Annotated in this window: 22 protein-coding genes; 1 reads left to right on the top strand and 21 read right to left on the bottom strand. The window is 71.0% G+C overall.

The genetic code is table 11. The features are described 5' to 3' along the window. Window positions 1–9: 9 nt before the first annotated feature. From carB to pyrR, 6 genes are all read right to left on the bottom strand, one after another. Window positions 10–3,318, bottom strand: a complete 3,309-nt coding sequence (gene carB / locus AB0898_RS05875; protein WP_366801570.1) for a carbamoyl-phosphate synthase large subunit — start codon at window positions 3,316–3,318, stop codon at window positions 10–12. Further along, window positions 3,311–4,453: a glutamine-hydrolyzing carbamoyl-phosphate synthase small subunit gene (gene carA, locus AB0898_RS05870; protein ID WP_366801569.1), complete on the bottom strand. Its 1,143-nt coding sequence runs from the start codon at window positions 4,451–4,453 to the stop codon at window positions 3,311–3,313. The genes carB and carA overlap by 8 nt, the downstream gene beginning before the upstream one ends. Beyond that, on the bottom strand, window positions 4,450–5,034 hold the full coding sequence (locus AB0898_RS05865) for a hypothetical protein (RefSeq protein ID WP_407078289.1): 585 nt from the start codon (window positions 5,032–5,034) through the stop codon (window positions 4,450–4,452). The genes carA and AB0898_RS05865 overlap by 4 nt, the downstream gene beginning before the upstream one ends. Further along, the gene (locus tag AB0898_RS05860; protein WP_366801568.1) at window positions 5,031–6,317 is read right to left on the bottom strand and encodes a dihydroorotase; all 1,287 of its coding nucleotides are present in this window, start codon (window positions 6,315–6,317) and stop codon (window positions 5,031–5,033) included. Before AB0898_RS05860 ends, AB0898_RS05865 begins: the two co-directional genes overlap by 4 nt. Before the next feature lie 5 nt (window positions 6,318–6,322). After that, window positions 6,323–7,315 (bottom strand): aspartate carbamoyltransferase catalytic subunit, encoded by a 993-nt coding sequence (locus AB0898_RS05855; protein ID WP_366801567.1) that lies wholly within the window; start codon window positions 7,313–7,315, stop codon window positions 6,323–6,325. A 93-nt stretch (window positions 7,316–7,408) separates the two neighbouring features. Next, on the bottom strand, window positions 7,409–7,978 hold the full coding sequence (pyrR, locus tag AB0898_RS05850) for a bifunctional pyr operon transcriptional regulator/uracil phosphoribosyltransferase PyrR (RefSeq protein ID WP_366801566.1): 570 nt from the start codon (window positions 7,976–7,978) through the stop codon (window positions 7,409–7,411). Window positions 7,979–8,231: 253 nt separating this feature from the next. Here pyrR and bldD point away from each other — a divergent pair, with 253 nt between their 5' ends. Continuing rightward, window positions 8,232–8,732 (top strand): transcriptional regulator BldD, encoded by a 501-nt coding sequence (gene bldD / locus AB0898_RS05845; protein WP_018549006.1) that lies wholly within the window; start codon window positions 8,232–8,234, stop codon window positions 8,730–8,732. Window positions 8,733–8,921: 189 nt separating this feature from the next. On the opposite strand, the gene nusB is transcribed toward bldD, so the two are convergent. The 15 genes from nusB to AB0898_RS05770 all read right to left on the bottom strand — a co-directional run bounded on the left by nusB (window position 8,922) and on the right by AB0898_RS05770 (window position 24,935). Continuing rightward, complete coding sequence (gene nusB / locus AB0898_RS05840) at window positions 8,922–9,350, bottom strand: transcription antitermination factor NusB (RefSeq protein ID WP_366801565.1); 429 nt, start codon at window positions 9,348–9,350, stop codon at window positions 8,922–8,924. Between the two features lie 2 nt (window positions 9,351–9,352). Beyond that, a complete protein-coding gene (gene efp / locus AB0898_RS05835) occupies window positions 9,353–9,919 on the bottom strand; it encodes an elongation factor P (RefSeq protein WP_366801564.1) in 567 nt (188 codons plus the stop codon). Between the two features lie 50 nt (window positions 9,920–9,969). After that, window positions 9,970–11,076 carry an aminopeptidase P family protein gene (locus AB0898_RS05830; protein ID WP_366801563.1) on the bottom strand — a complete coding sequence of 369 codons (1,107 nt, stop codon included), beginning with the start codon at window positions 11,074–11,076 and terminating at the stop codon, window positions 9,970–9,972. Window positions 11,077–11,310: 234 nt separating this feature from the next. Further along, window positions 11,311–12,201, bottom strand: coding sequence for a Pro-rich N-terminal domain-containing protein (locus tag AB0898_RS05825; protein WP_366801562.1), 891 nt, complete (start codon window positions 12,199–12,201; stop codon window positions 11,311–11,313). Between the two features lie 179 nt (window positions 12,202–12,380). Continuing rightward, complete coding sequence (gene aroB / locus AB0898_RS05820; RefSeq protein WP_366801561.1) at window positions 12,381–14,030, bottom strand: 3-dehydroquinate synthase; 1,650 nt, start codon at window positions 14,028–14,030, stop codon at window positions 12,381–12,383. Next, on the bottom strand, window positions 14,027–15,211 hold the full coding sequence (gene aroC, locus AB0898_RS05815; protein ID WP_366801560.1) for a chorismate synthase: 1,185 nt from the start codon (window positions 15,209–15,211) through the stop codon (window positions 14,027–14,029). Before aroC ends, aroB begins: the two co-directional genes overlap by 4 nt. 178 nt (window positions 15,212–15,389) lie before the next feature. Continuing rightward, window positions 15,390–16,232 (bottom strand): shikimate dehydrogenase, encoded by an 843-nt coding sequence (locus AB0898_RS05810; RefSeq protein WP_366801559.1) that lies wholly within the window; start codon window positions 16,230–16,232, stop codon window positions 15,390–15,392. Continuing rightward, window positions 16,219–16,587, bottom strand: a complete 369-nt coding sequence (locus tag AB0898_RS05805) for a hypothetical protein (protein WP_366801558.1) — start codon at window positions 16,585–16,587, stop codon at window positions 16,219–16,221. Before AB0898_RS05805 ends, AB0898_RS05810 begins: the two co-directional genes overlap by 14 nt. A 10-nt stretch (window positions 16,588–16,597) precedes the next feature. Continuing rightward, window positions 16,598–18,322 carry an endolytic transglycosylase MltG gene (gene mltG, locus AB0898_RS05800; protein ID WP_366801557.1) on the bottom strand — a complete coding sequence of 575 codons (1,725 nt, stop codon included), beginning with the start codon at window positions 18,320–18,322 and terminating at the stop codon, window positions 16,598–16,600. Window positions 18,323–18,444: 122 nt separating this feature from the next. Beyond that, a complete protein-coding gene (gene ruvX, locus AB0898_RS05795; RefSeq protein WP_242489007.1) occupies window positions 18,445–18,909 on the bottom strand; it encodes a Holliday junction resolvase RuvX in 465 nt (154 codons plus the stop codon). Between the two features lie 10 nt (window positions 18,910–18,919). Further along, window positions 18,920–21,592 carry an alanine--tRNA ligase gene (gene alaS, locus AB0898_RS05790; RefSeq protein WP_366801556.1) on the bottom strand — a complete coding sequence of 891 codons (2,673 nt, stop codon included), beginning with the start codon at window positions 21,590–21,592 and terminating at the stop codon, window positions 18,920–18,922. After that, window positions 21,592–21,954 carry a hypothetical protein gene (locus tag AB0898_RS05785; RefSeq protein WP_366801555.1) on the bottom strand — a complete coding sequence of 121 codons (363 nt, stop codon included), beginning with the start codon at window positions 21,952–21,954 and terminating at the stop codon, window positions 21,592–21,594. Before AB0898_RS05785 ends, alaS begins: the two co-directional genes overlap by 1 nt. A 15-nt stretch (window positions 21,955–21,969) precedes the next feature. Then, a complete protein-coding gene (locus AB0898_RS05780; RefSeq protein ID WP_366801554.1) occupies window positions 21,970–22,407 on the bottom strand; it encodes a DUF948 domain-containing protein in 438 nt (145 codons plus the stop codon). Window positions 22,408–22,626: 219 nt separating this feature from the next. Next, window positions 22,627–23,241, bottom strand: coding sequence for a 30S ribosomal protein S4 (gene rpsD, locus AB0898_RS05775; RefSeq protein WP_018549020.1), 615 nt, complete (start codon window positions 23,239–23,241; stop codon window positions 22,627–22,629). Window positions 23,242–23,582: 341 nt separating this feature from the next. Then, entirely contained in the window at window positions 23,583–24,935 is a 1,353-nt protein-coding gene (locus AB0898_RS05770) for a replication-associated recombination protein A (RefSeq protein WP_366801553.1), read from the bottom strand. Window positions 24,936–25,001: the final 66 nt, after the last annotated feature.

Here is a 25,001-nt window from a genome sequence, read left to right as displayed (position 1 = left end):
TCGGGGCTGCTAGTCGCGGGCCGCGTTCAGGTGTTCGGCGTGTTCCTGGAGCGAGCGGACGCCCACGTCACCGCGGTTGAGGGCGTCGATGCCCTGGACGGCGGCGGCGAGCGCCTGGACGGTGGTCAGGCACGGGACCGAACGGGCCACGGCCGCCGTGCGGATGTCGTAGCCGTCGAGACGGCCGCCGGTGCCGTACGGGGTGTTGACGATGAGGTCCACCTCGCCGTCGTGGATGAGCTGGACGATGGTCCGCTCGCCGTTCGGACCGGTGCCCTCGGACTGCTTGCGCACGACGGTGGCGTTGATGCCGTTGCGCTTGAGCACCTCGGCGGTGCCGGAGGTGGCCAGCAGCTCGAAGCCGTGGGCGACCAGCTCGCGCGCCGGGAAGATCATCGAGCGCTTGTCGCGGTTGGCGACGGAGATGAACGCGCGGCCCTTGGTGGGCAGCGGGCCGTAGGCGCCCGCCTGCGACTTGGCGTACGCCGTGCCGAAGACGGAGTCGATGCCCATGACCTCGCCGGTGGAGCGCATCTCCGGGCCGAGGACGGTGTCCACGCCGCGGCCCTGGATGTCCCGGAAGCGGGACCAGGGCATCACGGCCTCCTTGACGGAGATCGGCGCGTCCAGCGGGAGTTCGCCGCCGTCCCCGGTCGCCGGGAGCAGGCCCTCGGCGCGCAGCTCGGCGATGGTCGCGCCGAGCGAGATGCGGGCTGCGGCCTTGGCCAGCGGTACGGCGGTCGCCTTGGAGGTGAAGGGGACCGTGCGGGAGGCGCGCGGGTTGGCCTCCAGGACGTAGAGGATGTCGCCCGCCATGGCGAACTGGATGTTGATCAGGCCGCGGACGCCCACCCCGCGCGCGATGGCCTCGGTGGAGGCGCGCAGCCGCTTGATGTCGAAGCCGCCGAGCGTGATCGGGGGCAGGGCGCACGCCGAGTCGCCGGAGTGGATGCCGGCCTCCTCGATGTGCTCCATGACGCCGCCGAGGTAGAGCTCCTCGCCGTCGTAGAGGGCGTCCACGTCGATCTCGATCGCGTCGTCCAGGAAGCGGTCGACCAGAACCGGCCGGGAGGGGCTGATCTCGGTGGACTCGGCGATGTAGGAGGCGAGGCGCTCCTCCTCGTAGACGATCTCCATGCCGCGTCCGCCGAGGACGTAGGAGGGCCGGACGAGGACCGGGTAGCCGATCTCGTCCGCGATGGCCTTGGCCTCGGCGAAGGTGGTGGCGGTGCCGTGCTTGGGCGCGGGCAGGCCGGCCTCGGCGAGGACGCGGCCGAAGGCGCCCCGGTCCTCGGCGGCGTGGATGGCCTCGGGCGGGGTGCCGACGACCGGCACGCCGTTGTCCTTGAGCGCCTGCGCGAGGCCCAGCGGGGTCTGGCCGCCGAGCTGGACGATCACACCGGCGATCGGGCCGGCGAGGGACTCCGCGTGCACGATCTCCAGCACGTCCTCCAGGGTGAGCGGCTCGAAGTAGAGCCGGTCGGAGGTGTCGTAGTCGGTGGAGACGGTCTCCGGGTTGCAGTTGACCATCACCGTCTCGTACCCGGCGTCGGACAGCGCGAAGGAGGCGTGGACGCAGGAGTAGTCGAACTCGATGCCCTGGCCGATGCGGTTGGGGCCGGAGCCCAGGATGATGACCGCGGGCTTCTCGCGGGGCGCGACCTCGCTCTCCTCGTCGTAGGAGGAGTAGAAGTACGGCGTCCTGGCGGCGAACTCGGCGGCGCAGGTGTCGACCGTCTTGTAGACCGGGCGGACGCCGAGCGCGTGCCGGACCTCGCGGACGACGTCCTCGCGCAGGCCGCGGATTTCGCCGATCTGGAGGTCGGAGAAGCCGTGCCGCTTGGCCTCGGCGAGCAGTTCGCGGGTCAGCTCGGGGGCGTCGGTCAGCTCGTCCGCGACTTCCTTGATCAGGAAGAGCTGGTCCACGAACCAGGGGTCGATCTTCGTGTACGCGAAGATCTCCTCGGGCGTGGCACCCGCGCGGATGGCCCGCATGACGGTGTTGATGCGGCCGTCGGTGGGGCGTACCGCCTCTTCGAGGAGGGCGGTCTTGTCGCCGGGGTCACCCACGAAGGTGAACTGGCTGCCCTTCTTCTCCAGCGAGCGCAGCGCCTTCTGGAAGGCCTCGGTGAAGTTGCGGCCGATGGCCATGGCCTCGCCGACCGACTTCATGGTGGTGGTCAGCGTGGAGTCGGCCTGCGGGAACTTCTCGAAGGCGAACCGGGGGGCCTTGACGACGACGTAGTCGAGCGTGGGCTCGAAGGAGGCCGGGGTCTCCTGGGTGATGTCGTTGGGGATCTCGTCCAGGGTGTAGCCGACGGCCAGCTTGGCGGCGATCTTGGCGATGGGGAAGCCGGTCGCCTTGGAGGCCAGCGCCGAGGACCGGGAGACGCGCGGGTTCATCTCGATGACGATGACCCGGCCGTCCTCGGGGTTGACCGCGAACTGGATGTTGCAGCCGCCGGTGTCCACGCCGACCTCGCGGATGATCGCGATGCCGACGTCGCGCAGGAGCTGGTACTCGCGGTCGGTCAGCGTCATGGACGGCGCGACGGTGATCGAGTCGCCGGTGTGCACGCCCATGGGGTCGAAGTTCTCGATGGAGCAGACGACCACGACGTTGTCGTTCTTGTCGCGCATGAGCTCCAGCTCGTACTCCTTCCAGCCGAGGATGGACTCCTCCAGGAGCACCTCGGTGGTCGGGGAGAGCGTGAGGCCCTGGCCGGCGATGCGGCGCAGCTCCTCCTCGTCGTGGGCGAAGCCGGAGCCGGCGCCGCCCATGGTGAAGGAGGGGCGGACGACGACGGGGTAGCCGCCGAGCGTCTCGACGCCGGCGAGGACGTCGTCCATGGTGTGGCAGATGACCGAGCGGGCGGACTCGCCGTGGCCGGTCTTCTTGCGGACCTCCTCGACGACGTCCTTGAAGAGGTCGCGGTCCTCGCCCTTGTGGATGGCCTCGGGCTTGGCGCCGATCAGCTCGACGCCGTACTTCTCCAGGACACCGCTGTCGTGCAGGGAGATGGCGGTGTTCAGGGCGGTCTGGCCGCCGAGGGTGGGCAGGAGGGCGTCGGGGCGCTCCTTGGCGATGATCTTCTCGACGAACTCGGGCGTGATCGGCTCGACGTAGGTGGCGTCGGCGATCTCCGGGTCGGTCATGATCGTCGCCGGGTTGGAGTTGACGAGGATCACGCGCAGGCCCTCGGCCTTGAGCACGCGGCACGCCTGGGTGCCGGAGTAGTCGAACTCGGCGGCCTGGCCGATGACGATCGGGCCGGAGCCGATGACCAGGACGGACTGGATATCGGTGCGCTTAGGCACGCTGGCCCTCCAACAGGGAGACGAAGCGGTCGAACAGGTAGGCGGCGTCGTGGGGGCCCGCTGCCGCTTCGGGGTGGTACTGGACGGAGAAGGCGGGCTGGTCGAGCAGCTGGAGGCCCTCCACCACGTTGTCGTTGAGGCAGACGTGGGAGACCTCGGCGCGGCCGAACCTGGTGTCGCTCACCTTGTCGAGGGGCGCGTCGACGGCGAAGCCGTGGTTGTGCGCGGTGACCTCGACCTTGCCGGTGGTGCGGTCCTGGACGGGCTGGTTGATGCCCCGGTGGCCGTACTTCAGCTTGTAGGTGCCGAAGCCGAGGGCGCGGCCGAGGATCTGGTTGCCGAAGCAGATGCCGAACAGCGGGGTCTTACGCTCCAGGACGGCGGTCATGAGGGCGACGGGGCCGTCGGCGGTGGCGGGGTCGCCGGGGCCGTTGGAGAAGAACACGCCGTCGGGGTTCACGGCGTAGACGTCGTCGGCCGTGGCGGTCGCGGGCAGCACGTGCACCTCTATGCCGCGTTCGGCCATGCGCTGCGGGGTCATGCCCTTGATGCCGAGGTCGATCGCGGCGACGGTGAACCTCTTCTCGCCGACCGCCGGGACGACGTACGCCTCCTTGGTGGCGACCTCCTCGTAGAGGCTCGCGCCCTTCATGTGCGGCTGGGCCTGGACGCGCTCGATCAGCTCGGCCTCGGGGGCGAGGGTCGCGCCGGAGAAGATGCCGGCGCGCATCGAGCCGCGCTCGCGCAGATGGCGGGTGAGGGCACGGGTGTCGATCCCGGAGATGCCGACCACGTTCTGGGCGGTCAGTTCGTCGTCCAGGGAGCGCCGGGAACGCCAGTTGGACGGCACGCGCGCGGGGTCGCGGACCACGTAGCCGGAGACCCAGATGCGCGCCGACTCGTCGTCCTCGTCGTTCCAGCCGGTGTTGCCGATCTGGGGGGCGGTCGCGACGACGATCTGGCGGTCGTACGAGGGGTCGGTCAGGGTCTCCTGGTAGCCGGTCATGCCGGTGGAGAACACGGCTTCGCCGAAGGTCTCCCCCACGGCCCCGTAGGCGCGGCCGCGGAAGATGCGGCCGTCCTCCAGGACGAGTACGGCGGGAGTCTTGGCGGCTCCCCTGGTGGAGGTCGTCATCGTGCGCCTTCCGTGTTGTCGATCAGGTGGTTCAGGGTGTCGGCCCAGTCGTTGTGCTCGGCCGCGCGGTCGGAGCGGAAGCCGGAGTCGATCAGCTTGTCGCCGAGCGCCCAGGTGACGATCAGCAGTCCGCCCTCGGTGAGGACCTTGCCCGCGATGCCCTTGTCGAGCCGGGCGCCGCGCACGGCGTCCATGGGCACGAAGAAGTCGGTAGCGCCGGGGCGCTCGACGACCAGGCCCGCGTCGGTGAGGGTCAGCTCCACGCGGCTGCGGGTGCCCAGGCCGTGCGCCACGATGCGGTCCAGCCACTGTCCGGCGGTGGTGGAGCCGTGGTAGCGGCCGCTCATGCTCAGTCTCGCCGGACCGGGGTCCTCCGGCACGCCGGGCAGCTCCGGCAGGTCGCTCTGGAGGGTGCCGCGCCACTTCCAGCCCTCGCGCATCAGCCAGTAGACGAGCGCGATGAAGAGGGCGAGTCCGACCAGCCAGCCGATCCGCGCGCCCCAGTCGGTCACGGCGGCGGATTTCTTCTCGTCCGCGAGCCCCGTGGCGAGCGATACGGCGAGCAGGGGTGCAGATGTCACGTGAGCTTCCCGTCCATGAGCGTGGCCTTGCCCCGCAGCCAGGTGTGGGTGACACGGCCCGGCAGCTCGCGGCCCTCGTAGGGGGTGTTGCGGCTGCGCGAGGCGAAGCCCGCGGGGTCCACCTGTCCACGGTAGGCGGTGTCCACGAGGGTGAGGTTGGCGGGCTCGCCCGGCGCGACGGGCCGGCCGTGGCCGGTGGCGCGGCCGATGCGGGCGGGCGCGGCGGACATGCGGTCCGCGACGCCGGTCCAGTCGAGCAGGCCGGTCTCGACCATGGTCTCCTGCACCACTGACAGGGCGGTCTCCAGGCCGACCATGCCCATGGCGGCGGCGCCCCACTCGCAGTCCTTGTCCTCGTGCGGGTGCGGGGCGTGGTCGGTGGCGACGATGTCGATCGTGCCGTCCGCCAGCGCCTCGCGCAGCGCGCGCACGTCGCGCTCGGTGCGCAGCGGCGGGTTGACCTTGTAGGCCGGGTTGTAGGTGCGCACCATCTCCTCCGTGAGGAGGAGGTGGTGGGGGCAGACCTCGGCGGTGACCTGGATGCCGCGGGACTTGGCCCAGCGGATGATCTCGACCGAGCCGGCCGTGGAGACGTGGCAGATGTGCAGGCGGGAGCCGACGTGCTCGGCGAGCAGCACGTCCCGCGCGATGATCGACTCCTCGGCGACGGCCGGCCAGCCGCCGAGGCCCAGCTCGGCGGAGACGACGCCCTCGTTCATCTGGGCGCCCTCGGTGAGCCGGGGCTCCTGGGCGTGCTGGGCGACGACGCCGCCGAACGCCTTCACGTACTCCAGGGCGCGGCGCATGATCACCGCGTCGTCCACGCACTTGCCGTCGTCGGAGAAGACGGTGACCCCGGCGGCGGAGTCGTGCATGGCGCCCAGCTCGGCGAGCTTCCGGCCCTCCAGGCCGACGGTGACGGCGCCGATGGGCTGCACGTCGCAGTAGCCGTACTCGCGGCCGAGCCGCCAGACCTGCTCGACCACGCCGGCGGTGTCGGCGACGGGGAAGGTGTTGGCCATGGCGAACACGGCGGTGAAGCCGCCGGAGGCGGCGGCGCGGGTGCCGGTCAGCACGGTCTCGGAGTCCTCGCGGCCCGGCTCGCGCAGATGGGTGTGCAGGTCGACCAGGCCCGGCAGCAGCACCTTGCCCTCTGCCTCTACGACCTCGGCGCCCTCGGCGGACAGTCCGGTGCCGACCGCCTCGATGGTCTCGCCGTCGATCAGGACGTCCTGCGGCTCGCCCCCGAGCACCTTCGCACCACGGATCAGGATCTTGCTCATGGTTCTTACTTCTCCTCGGTACGAAGGTGGGTGGTGGCGCTCTGGGTGGTGGCGGGCTCGTTGCCGCCGAGCAGCAGGTACAGGACGGCCATGCGGATGGAGACACCGTTGGCGACCTGCTCGACGACCGTGCAGCGCTCGGAGTCGGCGACCTCGGCGGTGATCTCCATGCCCCGGACCATCGGTCCCGGGTGCATCACGATGGCGTGCTCCGGCATCCGCGCCATGCGGTCGCCGTCGAGGCCGTAGCGGCGGGAGTACTCGCGCTCGGTGGGGAAGAAGGCGGCGTTCATGCGCTCGCGCTGGACGCGGAGCATCATCACCGCGTCGGACTTGGGCAGCGTGGAGTCGAGGTCGTACGACACCTCGCAGGGCCAGGTCTCCACGCCGACCGGCAGCAGGGTGGGCGGGGCGACGAGGGTGACGTCGGCGCCGAGGGTGTGCAGCAGGTCCACGTTGGAGCGGGCGACGCGGCTGTGCAGGACGTCGCCGACGAGGGTGACGCGCTTGCCGGTGAGGTCCTGGCCGAGCCCGGCGTCCGGGCCGATCAGCCGGCGGCGCATGGTGAAGGCGTCCAGGAGGGCCTGCGTGGGGTGCTGGTGGGTGCCGTCGCCGGCGTTGATGACGGGCGCGTCGATCCAGCCGGAGTTGGCCAGGCGGTAGGGGGCGCCGGAGGCGCTGTGCCGGATGACGACGGCGTCCACGCCCATCGCCTCCAGCGTCTGGGCGGTGTCCTTGAGGGACTCGCCCTTGGAGACGCTGGAGCCCTTGGCCGCGAAGTTGATGACGTCGGCGGAGAGGCGCTTCTCGGCGGCCTCGAAGGAGATCCGGGTCCGGGTCGAGTCCTCGAAGAAGAGGTTGCAGATCGTGCGGCCGCGCAGGGTCGGCAGTTTCTTGATCGGCCGGTCCGCGACCCGGGCCATCTCCTCGGCGGTGTCGAGGATCAGGACGGCGTCGTCGCGGGTGAGGTCGGCGGCCGAGATGAGATGACGCTGCATCTGTCAGGCTCCGTAAGGCAGTTCAAACGGGAGGATTCGGGCGGAGCTGGGCGCGTCGAGGGCATGCCGAAGCAGCCCGTGCGCCGCTGTTCGCTACTGGCCGGGCTTGGCGCCGAGCAGCACGGTGTCGCGACCGTCCTCCTCGGCGAGCTGGACCTTGACCGTCTCCCGCAACGACGTGGGGAGGTTCTTGCCGACGTAGTCGGCGCGGATGGGCAGTTCGCGGTGGCCGCGGTCGACCAGGACCGCGAGCTGGACCGCGCGGGGCCGCCCGATGTCGTTCAGGGCGTCGAGGGCGGCGCGGATGGTGCGGCCGGAGAAGAGCACATCGTCCACGAGGACGACCAGGCGGCCGTCGAGGCCGTCACCGGGGATCTCGGTACGGGCGAGGGCGCGCGGCGGATGCATCCGCAGGTCGTCGCGGTACATGGTGATGTCGAGCGAGCCGACCGGGATCTTGCGGTCGGTGATCTGCTCCAGCTTGACGGCGAGCCGCTGGGCGAGGAAGACGCCCCGGGTCGGGATGCCGAGGAGCACCACGTCGTCGGCGCCCTTGGCGCGTTCGACGATCTCGTGGGCGATGCGGGTCAGGACGCGTGCGATGTCGGGGCCCTCAAGGACGGGCCGGGCATCGGACGCGGGGTGGTGCGCGTGCGTGTCCATACGAAACGGACCTCCTTCTCCGCCTCACGGGACGGACTTTAAAGGACGTCGGATTTGCGCCATCCACCCTAGCAGGTCCTCCGGAGCGCCCGTTTCACCCGTTCGGACCAGTCGGCGGCCACTACCACGGAAGAGTCGGTGTGGACCATTCGGCTTGACGCAGAAGAATCACGCTGCGTAACCTCACAGTGAGTTACCAGCCGCGCGGCGGGCACCCCCGCCGGCCGCGTCGACACAGTGTCCGGGGAGCTATATGTCCAGCGAATACGCCAAACAGCTCGGGGCCAAGCTCCGGGCCATCCGCACCCAGCAGGGCCTTTCCCTCCACGGTGTCGAGGAGAAGTCCCAGGGGCGCTGGAAGGCCGTGGTGGTCGGTTCGTACGAGCGCGGCGACCGTGCCGTGACCGTGCAGCGCCTGGCCGAGCTGGCCGATTTCTATGGCGTTCCGGTGCAGGAGCTGCTGCCGGGCACCACGCCGGGCGGGGCCGCCGAGCCGCCGCCGAAGCTCGTCCTGGACCTGGAGCGGCTGGCCACGGTGCCGGCCGAGAAGGCGGGCCCCCTCCAGCGCTACGCGGCGACGATCCAGTCCCAGCGCGGCGACTACAACGGCAAGGTGCTCTCGATCCGCCAGGACGACCTGCGCACCCTCGCCGTCATCTACGACCAGTCCCCCTCGGTCCTCACCGAGCAGCTCATCAGCTGGGGCGTCCTGGACGCGGACGCGCGCCGCGCGGTCGCCCACGAGGACAGCTGACCGCTTTACGCGCATTGAGCAGAAACGTGCCGCCGGGGTGGCAGGGAGAGTTTTTTCCCTGCCACCCCGGCGGCTTTGTGACGTACGCAAGTGGAGAAACCCGAAGGGGCGCGGGGAACTGCGCGACCGGCCGAAACGGACCGGCACACAACAGATCACCCACGCCCCAACGGCGCTCTACCGAAAAAACTAATCGCGTCGCAGGCTCGACTTGAGCTCCTTGAAACGGCCCAGCAGACCGTTCACGAACGCCGGCGAGTCATCCGTCGAGAACTCCTTGGCAAGCTGCACCATCTCGTCCAGAACGACCGCGTCGGGCGTCTCGTCCACCCAGATCAGTTCGTACGCGCCCAGCCGCAGCAGGTTGCGGTCGACGACCGGCATCCGGTCCAGCGTCCAGCCCACCGCGTACTGGGAGATCAGCTCGTCGATGCGCGACACGTGGTCCGCGTAGCCCTCGACCAGCTGCATCGTGTACTCGCTGACCGGAGGCTGGCGGGTGTCGGACCGGGACAGCCGGACCCAGTCCGCGAGGACCGTGAGGACGTCGGCGCCGCGCTGGTCGCTCTCGAAGAGGATCTGGAACGCGCGCTTGCGGGCCGTGTTGCGGGCAGCCACGGTTAGCTGTTCACCCGGCCGAGGTAGTCGCTGGTGCGGGTGTCGACCTTGATCTTCTCGCCGGTCGTGATGAACAGCGGGACCTGGATCTGGTGGCCGGTCTCCAGCGTGGCGGGCTTGGTGCCGCCGGTGGAGCGGTCGCCCTGGACGCCCGGCTCGGTCTCCTGGACGACCAGCTCGACGGCGGCCGGCAGGTCGATGAAGAGCACCTCGCCCTCGTGCTGGGCGACGGTGGCGGTGAAGCCCTCGATCAGGAAGTTGGCGGCGTCGCCGACGGCCTTGCGGTCGACCATCAGCTGGTCGTAGGTCTCCATGTCCATGAAGACGAAGTACTCGCCGTCCATGTACGAGAACTGCATATCGCGCTTGTCGACAGTGGCGGTCTCGACCTTGACGCCGGCGTTGAAGGTCTTGTCGACGACCTTGCCGGAGAGCACGTTCTTGAGCTTGGTGCGCACGAAGGCCGGGCCCTTGCCGGGCTTGACGTGCTGGAACTCGACGACGGACCAGAGCTGGCCGCCTTCGAGCTTGAGCACCAGGCCGTTCTTGAGGTCGTTCGTGGAAGCCACGGTTGCGGAATCTCCTGGACTGACGTGGACGACCCCGGGGGCGCGCACCGTTAAAGCGCGAGCAGCTCCTTGGTCGTGATGGTGAGTAGCTCGGGTCCGCCGTCCGCCTCCGGGCGCACGACGAGCGTGTCATCGATCCGGACGCCGCCCCGGCCCGGGAGGTGAACCCCGGGTTCGACGGTGACCGGCACGCAAGCGTCCAGTTTACCCATGGCTGAAGGGGCGAGCTGCGGGTCCTCGTCGATTTCGAGTCCGACCCCGTGTCCGGTGACCGGTGGCAGGGCGTCCGCGTAGCCCGCGGAGTCCAGTACCTGGCGTGCCGCGTGGTCCACGTCGCGGTAGGCGGCGCCGGGCAGCAGGGCCTCGCGTCCGGCCCGTTGGGCGGCGAACACGAGGTCGTACAGCTCGACCTGCCAGTCGGCGGGCGAGGTGCCGATGACGAAGGTACGGCCGATCTCGCAGCGGTAGCCGCGGTAGGTCGCGCCCAGGCAGACGGAGAGGAAGTCGCCCTCCTCCACCCGCCGGTCGGTGGGCCGGTGGCCGCAGCGGCCGGAGTTGGGCCCGGTCGCGACGGAGGTCGGGAAGGCGGGGCCCTCGGCGCCGTGGTCGACCAGGCGCCGTTCCAGCTCCAGGGCGAGGTGCCGTTCGGTGCGGCCGACGAGGATGGACTCGAGGAGTTCGCCCAGGGCCTGGTCGGCGATCTCCGCGCCGATGCGCAGACAGGAGATCTCCTCCTCGTCCTTGACGACCCTCAGCTGCTCCACGGCGGTGCCCAGGTCCGCCAGGCGCAGGCCGGGCGCGACCGAGCCGAGGGCGCGGTACCGGGCGACGGTGAGGTGGTGCTCCTCCACGGCCAGGGCGTCGGTGCCCTCCCCGCCCGCGAGCCCGGCGGCGGCCACGGCGGGGTCGCCTCCGGCGGAGGGCAGCACGTGCAGGGCCAGGGCCTCGTCGGGACGCCCCTCCCCCGGCCGGTCCTCCGGCGGGACGGGACACACCAGCTGGTCCTCCCGCCTGCCGAGGAGCAGGACCGCCCCCTGGGGCGCGGCTCCCGCCAGATAGCGCACATTGGCGGGGCGGGAGATGAGCGCTGCCGCGGTCCCGGCCGCGTTGCAGCGATCCCTCAGCCGGGATCGGCGGGTCGCGTACACCTCTGACATGAGACGAGCGTAGGAGTTCTCCCGCCCTCTCGCCGTTCGACGGGGTCCGAGTGGGGTGCCCCTCCGGCGGTCCGGCGCCGAACCCCCGCCCGCGAGAAGCCTCCGGCAGCCCACCCCGGCTTCGGCACGAGAGCGCCCGGCACCTGCGCGGCGGACGCCCGGCCTCCCGGCCAGGAGCACGAAGCCGGGCGGCGCCGTCCAGCCGCCTCCAGCTGAGCGGCGCGGCCCACCCCGCTACCAGCTGGGCGGGCTCGCTATCGCTCGGGTCAGGACCTCGTCGAGGACTCGTGCGGTGCCGGGGACGTCCAGTTGGGAGTTGTCGATGATGGGGAGGCCGGAGCCGTACCAGCCGGCCATGCGGCCGTGGATGCGGGCGACCTCCTCGTCGGTGAGGCGGCGGTTGCCGGAGCGTTCGGCGTTGCGCTCCAGGACGATGTCGAGGCCCGGGAGGATGACGACGGGGAGCAGGCCGGGGCCGACGTGGCGCTTCCAGCCGCCGAGGCCCACGACGGGCCGGTCCGGGAAGACCGCGTCGTCGAGGATGCAGGAGATCCCGTTGGCGAGGAAGTTGCGGGCGGCGAAGCCGCAGGTGCGGCGGGCCAGGCGGTACTGCGCCTCGGAGTTGTCGTTCCAGCCGGTCTGCGGATCGGCGAAGCCAGAGCGCACCCATTCGCGCACGTCGTCGAGGCTGATGTGGGCGGTGGGCACCCGGCGGTGGTCGGCCCAGTACTTGGCCACGCTGGTCTTGCCCGCGCCCGCCGGGCCGATGAGCAGTACGGCGAGGGTGGTGGCCGAGGGGTCGGGCGCGGCGGCGGGCGGCGCCCCGAAGGGGGCGGCGGGCGGCAGCGGCACATGGCCGGTGGCCTCGGAGCCGTGCGGCCCGTACGTTCCGGCGACGGGCGGCGCGGCCGGGGGCGGCGGCGGTACGGGCGGCATGGCGCCCGGGGGTATGGCGCCCGGCGGTACCGGAGGCATGGGGGCGCCCGCCGTGGGATAGCCGGGCGGAGGGCCCTGGGGTGCCGCCGGGGGCGGGCCCGGATGGTGCGCGGCCGGCGCCCAGCCGGCCTGCGGTCCCTGCCCCGGTGGGTGGGGCGGCGGCAGCGGAGATCCCACTGCGTGCTGCATCCGTTGCCACTCCATCTCGTACACGCGCTCGTACACGCGTTCAGCGCCGGAAGGCGGGTACGAAACCCCGCATCTGAGCGAACGGTACCGCCCCCGGCCGTCGTTTGGTGAAACGGCCGGGGGCGGGACCAAGTGCCGGGCCCGTCAGGGGAATCGGGCAGAGGGGGCGGTGTCCGGACCTACTGGCCCACTTCGCCGTAGGCGGCGAGGAGGACGGCGGGGTCCGGGCCCTCCAGGACGGTGGGCCGGGCGAGTCCGTCCAGGACGATGAAGCGCAGCAGGTCGCCGCGGGACTTCTTGTCGACCTTCATGGCCTCGACCAGCTTGGGCCACTGGTCGTAGCGGTAGTGCAGCGGCAGGCCGACGGACTCCAGGACCGCGCGGTGCCGGTCGGCGGTGGCGTCGTCCAACCGGCCCGCCAGACGGCCCAGTTCGGCGGCGAAGTGCATGCCGACGGCGACGGCCGCGCCGTGCCGCCACTTGTACCGCTCGTTCTTCTCGATGGCGTGGCCGAGCGTGTGCCCGTAGTTGAGGATCTCCCGGCGGCCCTCCTCCTTGAGGTCGGAGGAGACCACGTCGGCCTTGACCCGGATGGAGCGCTCGATCAGCTCGGCGGTGTGCGGTCCGGCCGGGGTGCGGGCGGCCTCCGGGTCGGACTCGATCAGGTCGAGGATCACCGGGTCGGCGATGAAGCCGGCCTTGATGACCTCGGCGAGCCCGGAGACGTAGTCGTGGACCGGGAGGGAGTCGAGGGCGGCCAGGTCGCACAGCACGCCGGCCGGGGGGTGGAAGGCGCCGACGAGGTTCTTGCCCTCGGCGGTGTTGATGCCGGTCTTGCCGCCGACCGCCGCGTCCACCATGGCGAGCACGGTGGTGGGGACGGCGATCCAGCGGACCCCGCGCAGCCAGGTCGCCGCGACGAACCCGGCCAGGTCGGTGGTGGCGCCGCCGCCGACGCCCACGATGACGTCGGAGCGGGTGAACCCGGACTGGCCGAGCGCCTTCCAGCAGTAGGCGGCGACCTCGGCCGTCTTGGCCTCCTCGGCGTTGGGCACCTGGATGGCGACGGCCTCGTAGCCCTGCCCGGCCAGGTCGGCGCGCAGCGCGTCCCCGGTCTCGGCGAGCGCCTCGGGGTGGATCACCGCGACCCGCTTGGCCTTGGAACCGATCAACCCGCCCAGCTCACCCAGGAGTTGGCGTCCGACCAGGACCTCGTAGGGGGCGGTGCCGGCCGTGCCGGCGACCTGGATCCTTGTTACGTGGTTCGCCATGACGTCCTCCGGCCGGGGGTCCGGGGGTTGTCCCCCGGGAATTGCGGTCTTCAACTCCAGTGCGTCCAGGACGGCCTGGGCGACCTCGTCGGGGCCGCGCCCGTCCGTCGCCACGACCGCCGTGGCGACCTCCTCGTACAGATGGCGGCGGGCCTCCATCAGCTCCCGCCACTGCTTGCGCGGGTTGACCGCGAGCAGCGGGCGCGCCGCGTTCAGACCGGTGCGGCGCACCGCCTCCTCGACGTCCATCGAGAGGTAGACCACCCGCTGTCCGGCCAGCAGGGTCCGCGTGTCCGCGTCCAGGACCGCGCCGCCGCCGAGGGCGAGGACACCCGCGTGCCCGGCGACGGCGGTGGCCACCGCGCGCTTCTCCAGCGCGCGGAAGGCCTCCTCGCCGTCGTCGACGAAGATGTCCGCGATCTCGCGGCCCTGCTCGGTCACGATGTCGTCGTCGGTGTCCCGGAAGGCCGCGCCCAGCCGCTCGGCCAGCAGCCGACCCACCGTCGACTTGCCCACGCCCATCGGGCCGACCAGGACCACGACCGGCACGCCGCTCATCCGATCGTCAGGTTGTCGAGGTACGACTGGACGTTGCGGCGGGTCTCGGCCACGCTGTCGCCGCCGAACTTCTCCGCCACCGCGTCCGCCAGCACGAGTGCCACCATGGCCTCGGCGACGATGCCCGCGGCCGGGACCGCGCACACGTCGGAGCGCTGGTGGTGCGCCTGCGTGGCCTCGCCCGTGGCGACGTCCACCGTCTTCAGGGCGCGCGGCACGGTCGCGATCGGCTTCATCGCGGCGCGCACCCGCAGCAGCTCACCCGTGGTCAGACCGCCCTCGGTACCGCCGGAGCGCCCGGTGACGCGGCGGATGCCGTCCTCGGTGCGGACGATCTCGTCGTGCGCCTTCGAGCCCGGCACCCGCGCCAGGTCGAAGCCGTCGCCGACCTCGACGCCCTTGATCGCCTGGATGCCCATCAGGGCGGCGGCCAGGCGGGCGTCCAGCCTGCGGTCCCAGTGCACGTGCGAGCCGAGGCCGACCGGCACTCCGTAGGCCAGCACCTCGACCACACCGCCGAGCGTGTCGCCGTCCTTGTGGGCCTGGTCGATCTCCGCGACCATCGCCTTGGAGGCGTCCGCGTCCAGGCAGCGCACCGGGTCCTCGTCCAGCCGCTCCACGTCCGCCGGGGTCGGGTAGACGCCGTACGGCGCCTTGGCGGAGGCCAGCTCGACCACGTGGGAGACGATCTCGATCCCGGCCGTCTCCTTCAGGTACGACCGCGCCACCGCGCCCAGCGCGACCCGCGCCGCCGTCTCACGTGCCGAGGCGCGCTCCAGGATCGGCCGGGCCTCGTCGAAGCCGTACTTCTGCATGCCGGCGAGGTCGGCGTGGCCGGGGCGGGGGCGGGTGAGGGGCGCGTTGCGCGCGAGGCCCGCGAGGACCTCCTCGTCCACCGGGTCGGCCGCCATGACCTGCTCCCACTTCGGCCACTCGGTGTTGCCCACCATGACCGCCACCGGGGAGCCGAGCGTGAGTCCGTGCCGGACACCGCCGAGGAAGGTGACCTCGTCGCGCTCGAACTTCATCCGCGCGCCGCGTCCATAGCCGAGCCGCCGTCGCGCCAGGTGATCGGCCACCATCTCGGTGGTGATCGGCACGCCGGCGGGAAGTCCCTCCAGCGTCGCGACGAGTGCGGGGCCGTGGGACTCCCCCGCGGTCAGCCAACGCAGCCTGCTCAACGGTGCTCCTCAGTGTTCGCGCCCGGTACTGCGCCGCGTACACAGATGCGCGCGTACGGCGGCGGCACGACCGGGTGCGCGATTCCGGTCCGCCGCCTCCGATCCTCCCACGCCGGGGGACGAATCCGGTCCTCGGTCCGGATACCGGGACCGGTGCGGGACGCGGGAACGGGGGTGGTCAGCGGGCGGCGAGGGCCTGTTCGCCCGCGTGCCGCATGGCCTCCAGCGGGGCCGGGGAGCGGCCGGTCATGGCCTCGACCTGAAGCACCGCCTGGTGGACGAGCAGGTCCAGGCCGCCGACCACGGCACCGCCGAACATGGACCAGCGGGCGGCCAGCTCGGTCGGCCAGGGGTCGTACAGCACGTCGAAGAGCGTGGCGGGCCGCTCGGGCACGGCGGTCGCGAGGGCGTCGGTGGCGCCCGCCGGGGTGGTGGCGATCACCAGCGGGGCGTGCAGCGCGTCGGCCGCCTCCGCCCAGGCGGCGATCCGGACCTCGACGTCGAGCCGCTCGCCCCACTGCCGCATCTCGTCGGCGCGGGCGGCGCTGCGCACGTACGCGGTGACCTCGCCGGTGCAGACCCGGGCCAGGGCGGCCAGCGCGGAGGAGGCGGTGGCGCCGGCGCCCAGGATCGCGGCGGACTCCACTTCCTCGATACCGTGCTCGCGCAGCGCGGCGACCATGCCGGGGATGTCGGTGTTGTCGCCCGTACGGCGGCCGTCCTCGGTGAACACGACCGTGTTGACGGCGTCCACGGAGGCGGCCGTCTCGCTGATGCCGTCGAGCAGCGGGATGACGGCGCGCTTGAGCGGCATGGTCAGCGACAGGCCGGCCCACTTCGGCCCCAGCCCCTCGAAGAAGGCGGGCAGCCCCTCCTCGTCGACCTCGAAGCGGTCGTACGACCATCCGTCGAGCCCGAGCGCCTCATAGGCCGCGCGGTGCAGCACCGGGGAGAGCGAGTGCGCGATGGGGGTGCCGAGCACCGCCGCGCGGCGGGCTTCGCCGCATTCAGTGGATGACATTTCCTTTACCCCTGGATTTTCCGTGGTCGGGCCTGCTGACGCAGTTCCCGTATTCCCCCGTGCTCGATTCGCCGACGCATGCCGTCAGCTTTACGGGGGTGCCTTCCGCGATCCAGCTATTGCCGTACTCGGAACAGGTGTTGGCGCCCGCGGTCTGCCAGTAGGTCTTGTACTTCACGCCATCGACGTAGAGAATGCCCACCGCGGAGTGACCGTCGGCCTTCTCGTCGCAGAGGTGGAGACGGTCACCATCGGAAAGCCAGCCGACGGAAGCGGCGCCGTCCCCCGAATAAACGAGACCGTCGGCGAAAGCAGGAGCCGCGCCCAAAGCGACCACGGCCGCCCCCATCGCCACAACGGATCCACTACCGGCTCTTCCCCCGCGACGCCGTCCACTCCTCGACGAGCTTCTCGTGGTCCGCGTACGTCTTGGTGAACTTGGTCGTCTTGCCGTCCATGGAGATGAAGTAGTACCAGCCGTCGTGCGTCGGGCTGAGCGCACCCGCGATGGCCTCTTCGCCGGGGTTGTCGATCGGACCGGGCGGCAGACCCTTGTCGTGGTACGTGTTGTACGGGCTGTTGTACTTCCGCACCTCGGCGATGGACAGGTCGAGCTTGCTCTGGTTCTTCACGTAGTTGTACGTGGAGTCGAACTCGAGGGCGCCGAAGGTCTCGGTGTTGTCGGGCTTGAGGCGGTTGTAGACCACCTCGGCCATCTTCTGGAAGTCCTCGTGGCTGCGGCCCTCGGCCTGCACCAGGCTCGCCACCGTGAGCAGCTGCCAGGGCCCTTCGAGCCCGAGGCTCTTGGCCTTCTTCTCCAGGCCGAGCTCGGTGTACTTCTCGTTGGCGCGGGCGACCATCGACTTCAGCACGGCCTCGGGCTTCTGGCCCTTGGCCACGGGATAGCTGGAGGGGAAGAGGAATCCTTCCAGCGGGTCCTTCACGTTGGCGTGGTTCATCGCCCAGGCGGGCAGGCCCAGGGACTTGTAGTCCTTCTGCGCGACCTTCTGCGTGGTGCCCTTCGGCACCTCAAGGCGCTTGTCGATCGCCTGGTAGATGGCGACGTTGCGCGTGCCCTCGGCGATGATCATGTTGCTGCGGCTCTTCGCGCTGAGCATCAGTTCGACCGCGCTGGCGGCCGACATGTGCTTCTGGAGCGTGTAGACGCCGTCCTGGAGGGACTTGCCCTTGGGGTTGGCGATCTGGGCGGAGACGAAGGCGTCGATGCTCTGGACGACCCCGGCCTCCTTGAGCTTGCGGCCGATGTCGGCGCCGCCCGCGCCCTTCGGGATCTCCACGATGACCGACTTGCCGTTGCCGCTGCCGACGTAGTCCGGGGGCGCGGCGAAACGATTTTTGTAGAAGGTGTAGCCGAGATAGCCGACACCGCCGAGGCCGCCGCCGAACACCACGATGACGACCATCAGGGCGCAGCCGGTGCGCCCCTTCTTGTTCTTGACGGGCTTGCGGCCCTTGCCGCGCCGCTCGGATCGGCCCGTCGTCGCGGGCTCGTCCTCGGTGTCGTCGTCCTCGCCGCTGTCGGCGGCCAGGGGGTGCTCCTCGGCCTCCTCGCCCTGCTCCCACTCCGTCTCGGGGCCGGCGGCGGGCTCGGCGGTGCGGTGGCCGGGGGGCTGGGGCGGCGGGTAGGCGTCCTCGGTGCCGTAGAGGTCGGGCTGCTCGGCGCCGTACGCCACCGGCTGCTGCCCGTAGGGGTCGCCCGGGTCGGCGGCGTAGGGCGCCTGGCCGTGGGTGCCGGTGGCGTCCCAGCCGCCGCCCTGGGGCTGCTGGTGCGGCTGATGCTGCTGGGGGTGCTGATGCTGCTGGCCGGCGAACTGGGGGTCGTAGTACGCCCCGCCCTGCCCGTCGTAGTGCTGCGGGTGCTGGGGCTGCTGCGGGTACTGCTCGCCATAGCCCGGCTGCCGGCCCTGGGACCAGTCGCCGTACTGCTCCTGCGGATACTGCTGCTGCGGCTGGCCGCCGTAGGGGGACTGGCCCTGGTGGGCCTGCTGTCCTCCCCATCCGCCGTCCCCGTACAACGGGTCCTCAGGATGCCACGGTTCGGAGCCTGGGCCCCGGCCATACTCAGTCATCGATCCCCTAGAGCCGCGAGGCCATGGCGGTCGCTCGGCTCCCGTACCGGCGCCGTTCCGCCTCTTGCTGTGCGGTCGCTGTTCGAAACCACCGCATCGCGCGGAACGTTACCGTATCGCGATCAGATGACCACTTCGACGCCCTCACCGGGTGGTCCGCCTGACACCCGTTCGGATTCCAGGGCCTGCTGCAGGATGATGACGGCGGCCGCCTGGTCGATCACGGAGCGGCCCTTCTTGGACTTCACACCGGAGGCGCGCAGTCCCTGACTGGCCGTCACCGTGGTCATCCGCTCGTCCACCAGCCGCACCGGCACCGGCTTGATGCCCCGGGCCAGCTCCTGGGCGAACGCGCGCACCTTGACCGCGGCCGGGCCCTCGCCCCCCTTGAGGGAGCGAGGGAGACCGACGACGACCTCGATCGGCTCGTACTCCTCGACCAGTTGCCGCAGGCGCCGGTGCGCGGCCGGTACGTCCCGGCCGGGCACCGTCTCCACCGGGGTGGCGAGAATCCCGTCGGGGTCGCACGAGGCGACCCCGATCCGGGCGTCTCCGACGTCGATCGCGAGTCGTCGTCCTCTGCGCATGAGCGATGCCCTACTTGGCCGTGTCGGCGACGAGACGCTCGACGGCGTCGACGGCCTCGCCGACGGCGGCCGGGTTCTGGCCACCGCCCTGGGCGACGTCCGGCTTGCCGCCACCGCCGCCGCCGAGGGTCTTGGCGGCCGTACGGACCAGCTCGCCGGCCTTGAGACCGCGCTCACGGGCGGCCTCGTTGGTGGCGATGACCGTGAGCGGCTTGCCGTTGTTCACCGTGAACAGGGCGACGACGGCGGCCCGGCCGCCCTGGATGCGCCCGCGCACGTCCAGGACCAGCTTGCGCAGGTCGTCCGGCGTGGTGCCGTCCGGGACCTGGCCGGTGACCAGGGCGACGCCGCGTACGTCCTTGGCGGAGCCGGCGAGACCGGCGGCGGCCTGGAGGACCTTCTCCGCGCGGAACTTCTCGATCTCCTTCTCGGCGTCCTTCAGCTTGCCGAGCATCGCGGAGACCTTCTCCGGCAGCTCCTCCGAGCGGCCCTTCAGCAGCTCGGTGAGCTGGTTGACGACCGTGTGCTCGCGGGCGAGGAAGTTGTAGGCGTCGACGCCGACCAGGGCCTCGATACGGCGCACACCGGAGCCGATGGAGGACTCGCCGAGCAGCTTCACCAGGCCCAGCTGGGCGGTGTTGTGGACGTGCGTGCCGCCGCACAGCTCCTTGGAGAAGTCGCCGATCGTCACGACGCGCACGCGCTCGCCGTACTTCTCGCCGAACTCGGCGATGGCGCCCTGCTTCTTGGCCTCGTCGATGCCCATGACCTCGGCGTGCACGTCGAGGTCGCGGGAGAGCACCTCGTTGATCTTCTGCTCGACATCCGTCATGACGGCCGTCGGGACGGCGGACGGGGAGCCGAAGTCGAAGCGGAAGCGGCCGGGCTGGTTCTCGGAACCGGCCTGGGCGGCCGTCGGGCCGAGGGCGTCGCGCAGCGCCTGGTGGGTCAGGTGGGTGGCCGAGTGGGCGCGGGCGATGGCCTTGCGGCGCAGCCGGTCCACGGAGGCGTGGGCCTTGGCGCCGACGGTGACCTCGCCGACCTGGACGGTGCCCTTGTGGACGTAGACGCCCGGGACCGGCTTCTGGGTGTCGCGGATGTCGATGACGGCACCGGAGTCGACCTTGATGCGGCCGGTGTCGCCGATCTGGCCGCCGCCCTCGGCGTAGAACGGGGTGCGGTCGAGGACGATCTCGACCTCGTCGCCCTCGGTGGCGGCCGGGGAGGAGACGCCGTCGACCAGGATGCCGACGATCGTGGACTCGCCCTCGGTGTCGCTGTAGCCGATGAAGTCGGTGGCACCGGCGGCGTCCGCGATCTCGCGGTAGGCGCCGAGGTCGGCGTGGCCGGTCTTCTTGGCCTGGGCGTCGGCCTTGGCGCGCTCCCGCTGCTCCTTCATCAGGCGGCGGAAGCCGTCCTCGTCCACGGCGAGGCCCTGTTCGGCGGCCATCTCCAGGGTGAGGTCGATCGGGAAGCCCCAGGTGTCGTGGAGCAGGAACGCCTTGTCGCCGGAGAGGACCGTGCCGCCGGCCTGCTTGGTCTCGGTGACGGCGGTGTCGAGGATGTTGGTGCCGGCCTTCAGCGTCTTGAGGAAGGCGGCCTCCTCGGCGAGGGCGACCTTCTCGATGCGCTCGCGGTCGGTGATGAGCTCCGGGTACTGCTGGCCCATCATCTCGATGACGGTGTCGATCAGCGGCTTGACGACCTGACCGGTGGCGCCGAGCAGCCGCATGTTGCGGATGGCGCGGCGCATGATGCGGCGCAGCACATAGCCGCGGCCCTCGTTGCCCGGGGTGACGCCGTCGCCGATGAGCATGACGGAGGTGCGCATGTGGTCGGTGACCACGCGCAGCGAGACGTCGGAGGCCTGGGCGGCGCCGTACTCGACGCCGGTCAGCTCGGTGGCCTTGTTGATGACGGCCATGGAGGTGTCGATCTCGTACATGTTCTGCACGCCCTGCAGAATCATGGCGAGGCGCTCAAGACCGAGGCCGGTGTCGATGTTCTGGCTCGGCAGGTCCCCGAGGATCTCGAAGTTGTCCTTGCCGATGCCCTCGCCCCGCTCGTACTGCATGAAGACGAGGTTCCAGATCTCGACGTACCGCTCGTCGTTGACGGCGGGGCCGCCCTCGACGCCGAACTCGGGGCCGCGGTCGTAGTTGATCTCGGAGCAGGGGCCGCAGGGGCCGGGGACGCCCATGGACCAGTAGTTGTCCTTCATGCCCAGGCGCTGGATGCGCTCCTTGGGCACGCCGACGACGTCGTGCCAGATGCGCTCGGCCTCGTCGTCGTCCTTGTAGACGGTGATCCACAGGCGCTCGGGGTCGAGGCCGTAACCGCCCTTGTCCTGGGGGCTGGTGAGCAGCTCCCAGGCGAACTTGATGGCGCCTTCCTTGAAGTAGTCGCCGAAGGAGAAGTTGCCGCACATCTGGAAGAACGTGCCGTGGCGGGTGGTCTTGCCGACCTCTTCGATGTCGGGCGTGCGCACGCACTTCTGCACGCTGGTGGCGCGCGGGAAGGGCGGCTTGACCTCACCCAGGAAGTAGGGCTTGAAGGGCACCATGCCGGCGGGGACGAGGAGCAGAGTCGGGTCGTCCGCGATGAGCGACGCCGAAGGGACGACGGTGTGCCCGCGCTCCTCGAAGAAGCTCAGCCAGCGGCGGCGAATCTCGGCCGACTCCATCAGTGGTCCTCATTCCGGTTGTACGAGTACGTCGTGTTCTCGATGTACTTCAGTGTGCTGCGGTCGTTCTCGGTGCGGTGGGTCTCGATGGCGGTGTACCGCCGGGCCGGGGGCAGGCCGGGGCTCTCGTGGATGCCGAGTGCCTCCTCCAGCTCGCTCTCCCGCTGCGCCATGTTGTCGCGGACGTCGAGCGCGAAGCCGACCGCGCGGTCCTTCAGGCGCGTTCCTGTCTCCAGGGCCTTGTTCGCCGCCGTCGCGGCTAGGCTCTCCGGAGTCAGCTGCTTCAGCTTGCGGTTGACCTTGGTGGTGGCCCACACACCGGCGGCGACACCCGTGGTGAACCAGAACGTACGGCGGAACATCGCTGGTCTCAGTCCTTACTTTCGCTTGCCCCGCCGGGTGGCCGGGACCGTGCGGCCCACGATCACCGCGCGCCTGGACGGCTTCGCGGGCGCGGGCTCCTTGCGGCCGCCGAGGGCCTGACGGACGCCGTAGCCGAAGGCCGCGACCTTGACCAGGGGGCCGCCGAAGGTGGAGGCGACGGTGGAGGAGAGCGCGGACGCGTTGGAGGTGACCTCCTGGACGTCGGTCGCGATCGCGTCCACCCGGTCGATCTGGGTCTGCGCGGACCGGACGGCCGCGGACGCGTCGGCGAGCAGCGGGACGGCCTGGTCGGTCACATCCGCCACGAGCTTGGTCGTCGCCTTGAGGGTCTGGGCCAGCCTCGCCAGTGCCACCGCGAGGAAGGAGACCAGGATCGCCCAGAAGACGGCCACCAGGATTCCGGCCACCTCTCCACCGGACACTGTGCGCACCCGCTCCCTGAAACATGCCTGAGCATCGGAAAAGTCGTGCACCGAGCCTATCGCGCCGACGGCGGGGCTCTGTACCGGATTACCCGGGGCCGCGCGGTGGCCTCTCCGGGGCCGCTTCACCGGTTCCGGGGCGTGGTCCGGGAACGCGCGAACCCGCCGCCCCGCCCGCCTGGAAGGGCGGTGGGACGGCGGGCCTGAGTGCCTACGCGGGGGCTGAAATCAGCGGGCGTAGTACTCGACGACGAGCTGCTCGTCGCAGATCACCGGGATTTCCTTGCGGTTCGGCTCGCGGTCCAGGCGGAACGCCAGGGCCTTGAGGTTCACCTGCAGGTAACGCGGGGTCTCACCGTCGGCGGCGAAGCCACCCTCACGCGCGACCTGGAAGAGCGTCTTGTCCTTGGAGCGGTCGCGGACCTGCACGACGTCGTCCGGACGGACACGGAAGGACGGCTTGTCGACCTTCTGGCCGTTGACCTGGATGTGGCCGTGGACGACCATCTGGCGGGCCTGGTAGATCGTGCGGGCGATGCCCGAACGCAGGACCAGGGCGTCGAGACGACGCTCCAGCTCGATGATCAGGGCCTCGCCGGTCTTGCCCTGGACCTTGGCGGCACGCTCGTAGGCGCGGACGAGCTGACGCTCGGACACGTCGTACTGCGCGCGCAGACGCTGCTTCTCGAGCAGACGGACCTTGTAGTCCGAGTTCTGCTTGCGGCCGCGGCCGTGCTCGCCCGGCGGGTAGGGGCGGGCCTCGAAGTACTTGACGGCCTTCGGGGTCAGCGCGATGCCGAGGGCACGCGACTTCTTGACCTTGGGGCGGGACTGGTTCGCCATGAACCAAACACCTCGTTTTATCTGTGCGAATACGGCTTCACCAGGGTTAGGGGAGGTCGCATCCGCAGCCGGGGAAACCCTGTCCGTCCTCGTCGGACGGGCCGGGCAGCCGTTCCCCGAACTGGGCACATACGTGCAGCACGCGAGTGGCCCACCGACCGGTTCCGGACGCTGCCGGAGGGTGGTGGGCTGCCCGCGACACCTTCGACGGTGCGCGACGCTCCTGGAGAACCCCGCCCGGGGGCCGGGTCTCCGGCTGGGTGTCCCGCTCTGGTGAGCCGGTTCCTCTTGGCGAGGGGCCGGACACGGGACTCAGCACTTCGGGGCAGTCTACAGGGCGCTCAGGACCGCTTGCGACCGAGGTGCTTCCTGGTCCACTCGACGGCGTCCGCGTACCGCGCCTCGGCGCCGTTGCGCGTCGGGGTGTAGTACTCGCGGTTCTTGAGGGCGTCCGGGGCGTACTGCTGGGCGGCGATGGCGTCCGGCTGGTCGTGCGGGTAGATGTAGCCCTTGGCGTGGCCGAGCTTCTCGGCGCCCTTGTAGTGGCCGTCCCGCAGATGGGCGGGGACCGGTCCGGCCAGGCCCTTGCGCACGTCGGCCATGGCGCCCTGGATGGCCCGGGTCGCCGAGTTGGACTTGGGGGCGAGCGCGAGGGCGATGGTGGCGTGGCTGAGGGTGAGCGCGGCCTCCGGGAAGCCGATCATCGCGACCGCCTGGGCGGCGGCGACGGCTATGGGCAGCGCGTTCGGATCGGCGACGCCGATGTCCTCGCTGGCGGAGATCATCAGGCGGCGGGCGATGAAGCGGGGGTCCTCGCCGGCCTCGATCATGCGGGCCAGGTAGTGCAGGGCCGCGTCCACGTCGGAGCCGCGGATGGACTTGATCAGCGCGCTCGCGACGTCGTAGTGCTGGTCGCCGTCGCGGTCGTACTTCACGGCCGCGCGGTCGACGGTCGCCTCCAGGGTCTGGAGGGTGATCTCCGTCTCCGCCTGGTCGAGCGCGGCGCCGGCCGCGGCCTCCAGAGCGGTCAGGATCCGGCGCGCGTCGCCTCCGGCGATACGGAGCAGGTGCTCCTCGGCGTCCTCGGGAAGCGTGAGGGTGTCCCCGAGACCGCGCTCGTCGGCGAGGGTGCGGCGCACCAGGTGGCGCAGGTCGTCGTCGGTGAGGGGTTCGAGGGTGAGGAGGAGGGAGCGGGAGAGCAGGGGGGAGATCACCGAGAAGTAGGGGTTCTCGGTGGTGGCGGCGATCAGGGTGACCCAGCGGTTCTCGACGGCGGGGAGCAGGGAGTCCTGCTGGGCCTTGCTGAAGCGGTGGATCTCGTCCAGGAAGAGGACGGTGTCCTTGCCGAAGCCTCCGGCGGCGCGGCGGGCGCCGTCGATGACCGCGCGGACCTCCTTGACGCCCGCGCTGATCGCGCTGAGTTCCACGAACCGCTTGTCGGTGGCGCGGGAGACCACATGGGCGAGGGTGGTCTTGCCGGTGCCGGGCGGGCCCCAGAGCACGACCGAGGAGGGTCCCGCCGGGCCGCCGCCGCCCTCGACCAGGCGCCGCAGGGGTGAGCCGGGCTTGAGCAGATGCCGCTGGCCCACCACCTCGTCCAGGGTGCGCGGACGCATCCGCACGGCGAGAGGACTGCTGGTCGGGTCCTTTTCCTGGCGTTCTTCTGCAGCGGCGGTGAACAGGTCGGCTTCCACGCTGAAACCCTAAGACACCCCACTGACAACCGGGGGCGGACGACCGGGCACGGCCGCCCGCCGGCC

The sequence above is a fragment of the Streptomyces sp. NPDC005435 genome, assembly GCF_040703155.1.
In the GTDB taxonomy this organism is placed as follows: domain Bacteria; phylum Actinomycetota; class Actinomycetes; order Streptomycetales; family Streptomycetaceae; genus Streptomyces.
Note: the sequence above shows the minus strand (reverse complement) of the source record. Positions and strands in the feature narration are given on the sequence as shown.

What these genes read in the sequence shown, in the direction of transcription:
- carA (WP_366801569.1), bottom strand. Translation starts at nt 4,453, where the DNA reads ATGACGACCTCCACCAGGGGAGCCGCCAAGACTCCCGCCGTACTCGTC.
- AB0898_RS05860 (WP_366801568.1), bottom strand. Translation starts at nt 6,317, where the DNA reads ATGAGCAAGATCCTGATCCGTGGTGCGAAGGTGCTCGGGGGCGAGCCG.
- AB0898_RS05855 (WP_366801567.1), bottom strand. Translation starts at nt 7,315, where the DNA reads ATGCAGCGTCATCTCATCTCGGCCGCCGACCTCACCCGCGACGACGCC.
- pyrR (WP_366801566.1), bottom strand. Translation starts at nt 7,978, where the DNA reads ATGGACACGCACGCGCACCACCCCGCGTCCGATGCCCGGCCCGTCCTT.
- bldD (WP_018549006.1), top strand. Translation starts at nt 8,232, where the DNA reads ATGTCCAGCGAATACGCCAAACAGCTCGGGGCCAAGCTCCGGGCCATC.
- AB0898_RS05830 (WP_366801563.1), bottom strand. Translation starts at nt 11,076, where the DNA reads ATGTCAGAGGTGTACGCGACCCGCCGATCCCGGCTGAGGGATCGCTGC.
- AB0898_RS05825 (WP_366801562.1), bottom strand. Translation starts at nt 12,201, where the DNA reads ATGCAGCACGCAGTGGGATCTCCGCTGCCGCCGCCCCACCCACCGGGG.
- aroB (WP_366801561.1), bottom strand. Translation starts at nt 14,030, where the DNA reads ATGAGCGGCGTGCCGGTCGTGGTCCTGGTCGGCCCGATGGGCGTGGGC.
- AB0898_RS05810 (WP_366801559.1), bottom strand. Translation starts at nt 16,232, where the DNA reads ATGTCATCCACTGAATGCGGCGAAGCCCGCCGCGCGGCGGTGCTCGGC.
- mltG (WP_366801557.1), bottom strand. Translation starts at nt 18,322, where the DNA reads ATGACTGAGTATGGCCGGGGCCCAGGCTCCGAACCGTGGCATCCTGAG.
- ruvX (WP_242489007.1), bottom strand. Translation starts at nt 18,909, where the DNA reads ATGCGCAGAGGACGACGACTCGCGATCGACGTCGGAGACGCCCGGATC.
- alaS (WP_366801556.1), bottom strand. Translation starts at nt 21,592, where the DNA reads ATGGAGTCGGCCGAGATTCGCCGCCGCTGGCTGAGCTTCTTCGAGGAG.
- AB0898_RS05785 (WP_366801555.1), bottom strand. Translation starts at nt 21,954, where the DNA reads ATGTTCCGCCGTACGTTCTGGTTCACCACGGGTGTCGCCGCCGGTGTG.
- rpsD (WP_018549020.1), bottom strand. Translation starts at nt 23,241, where the DNA reads ATGGCGAACCAGTCCCGCCCCAAGGTCAAGAAGTCGCGTGCCCTCGGC.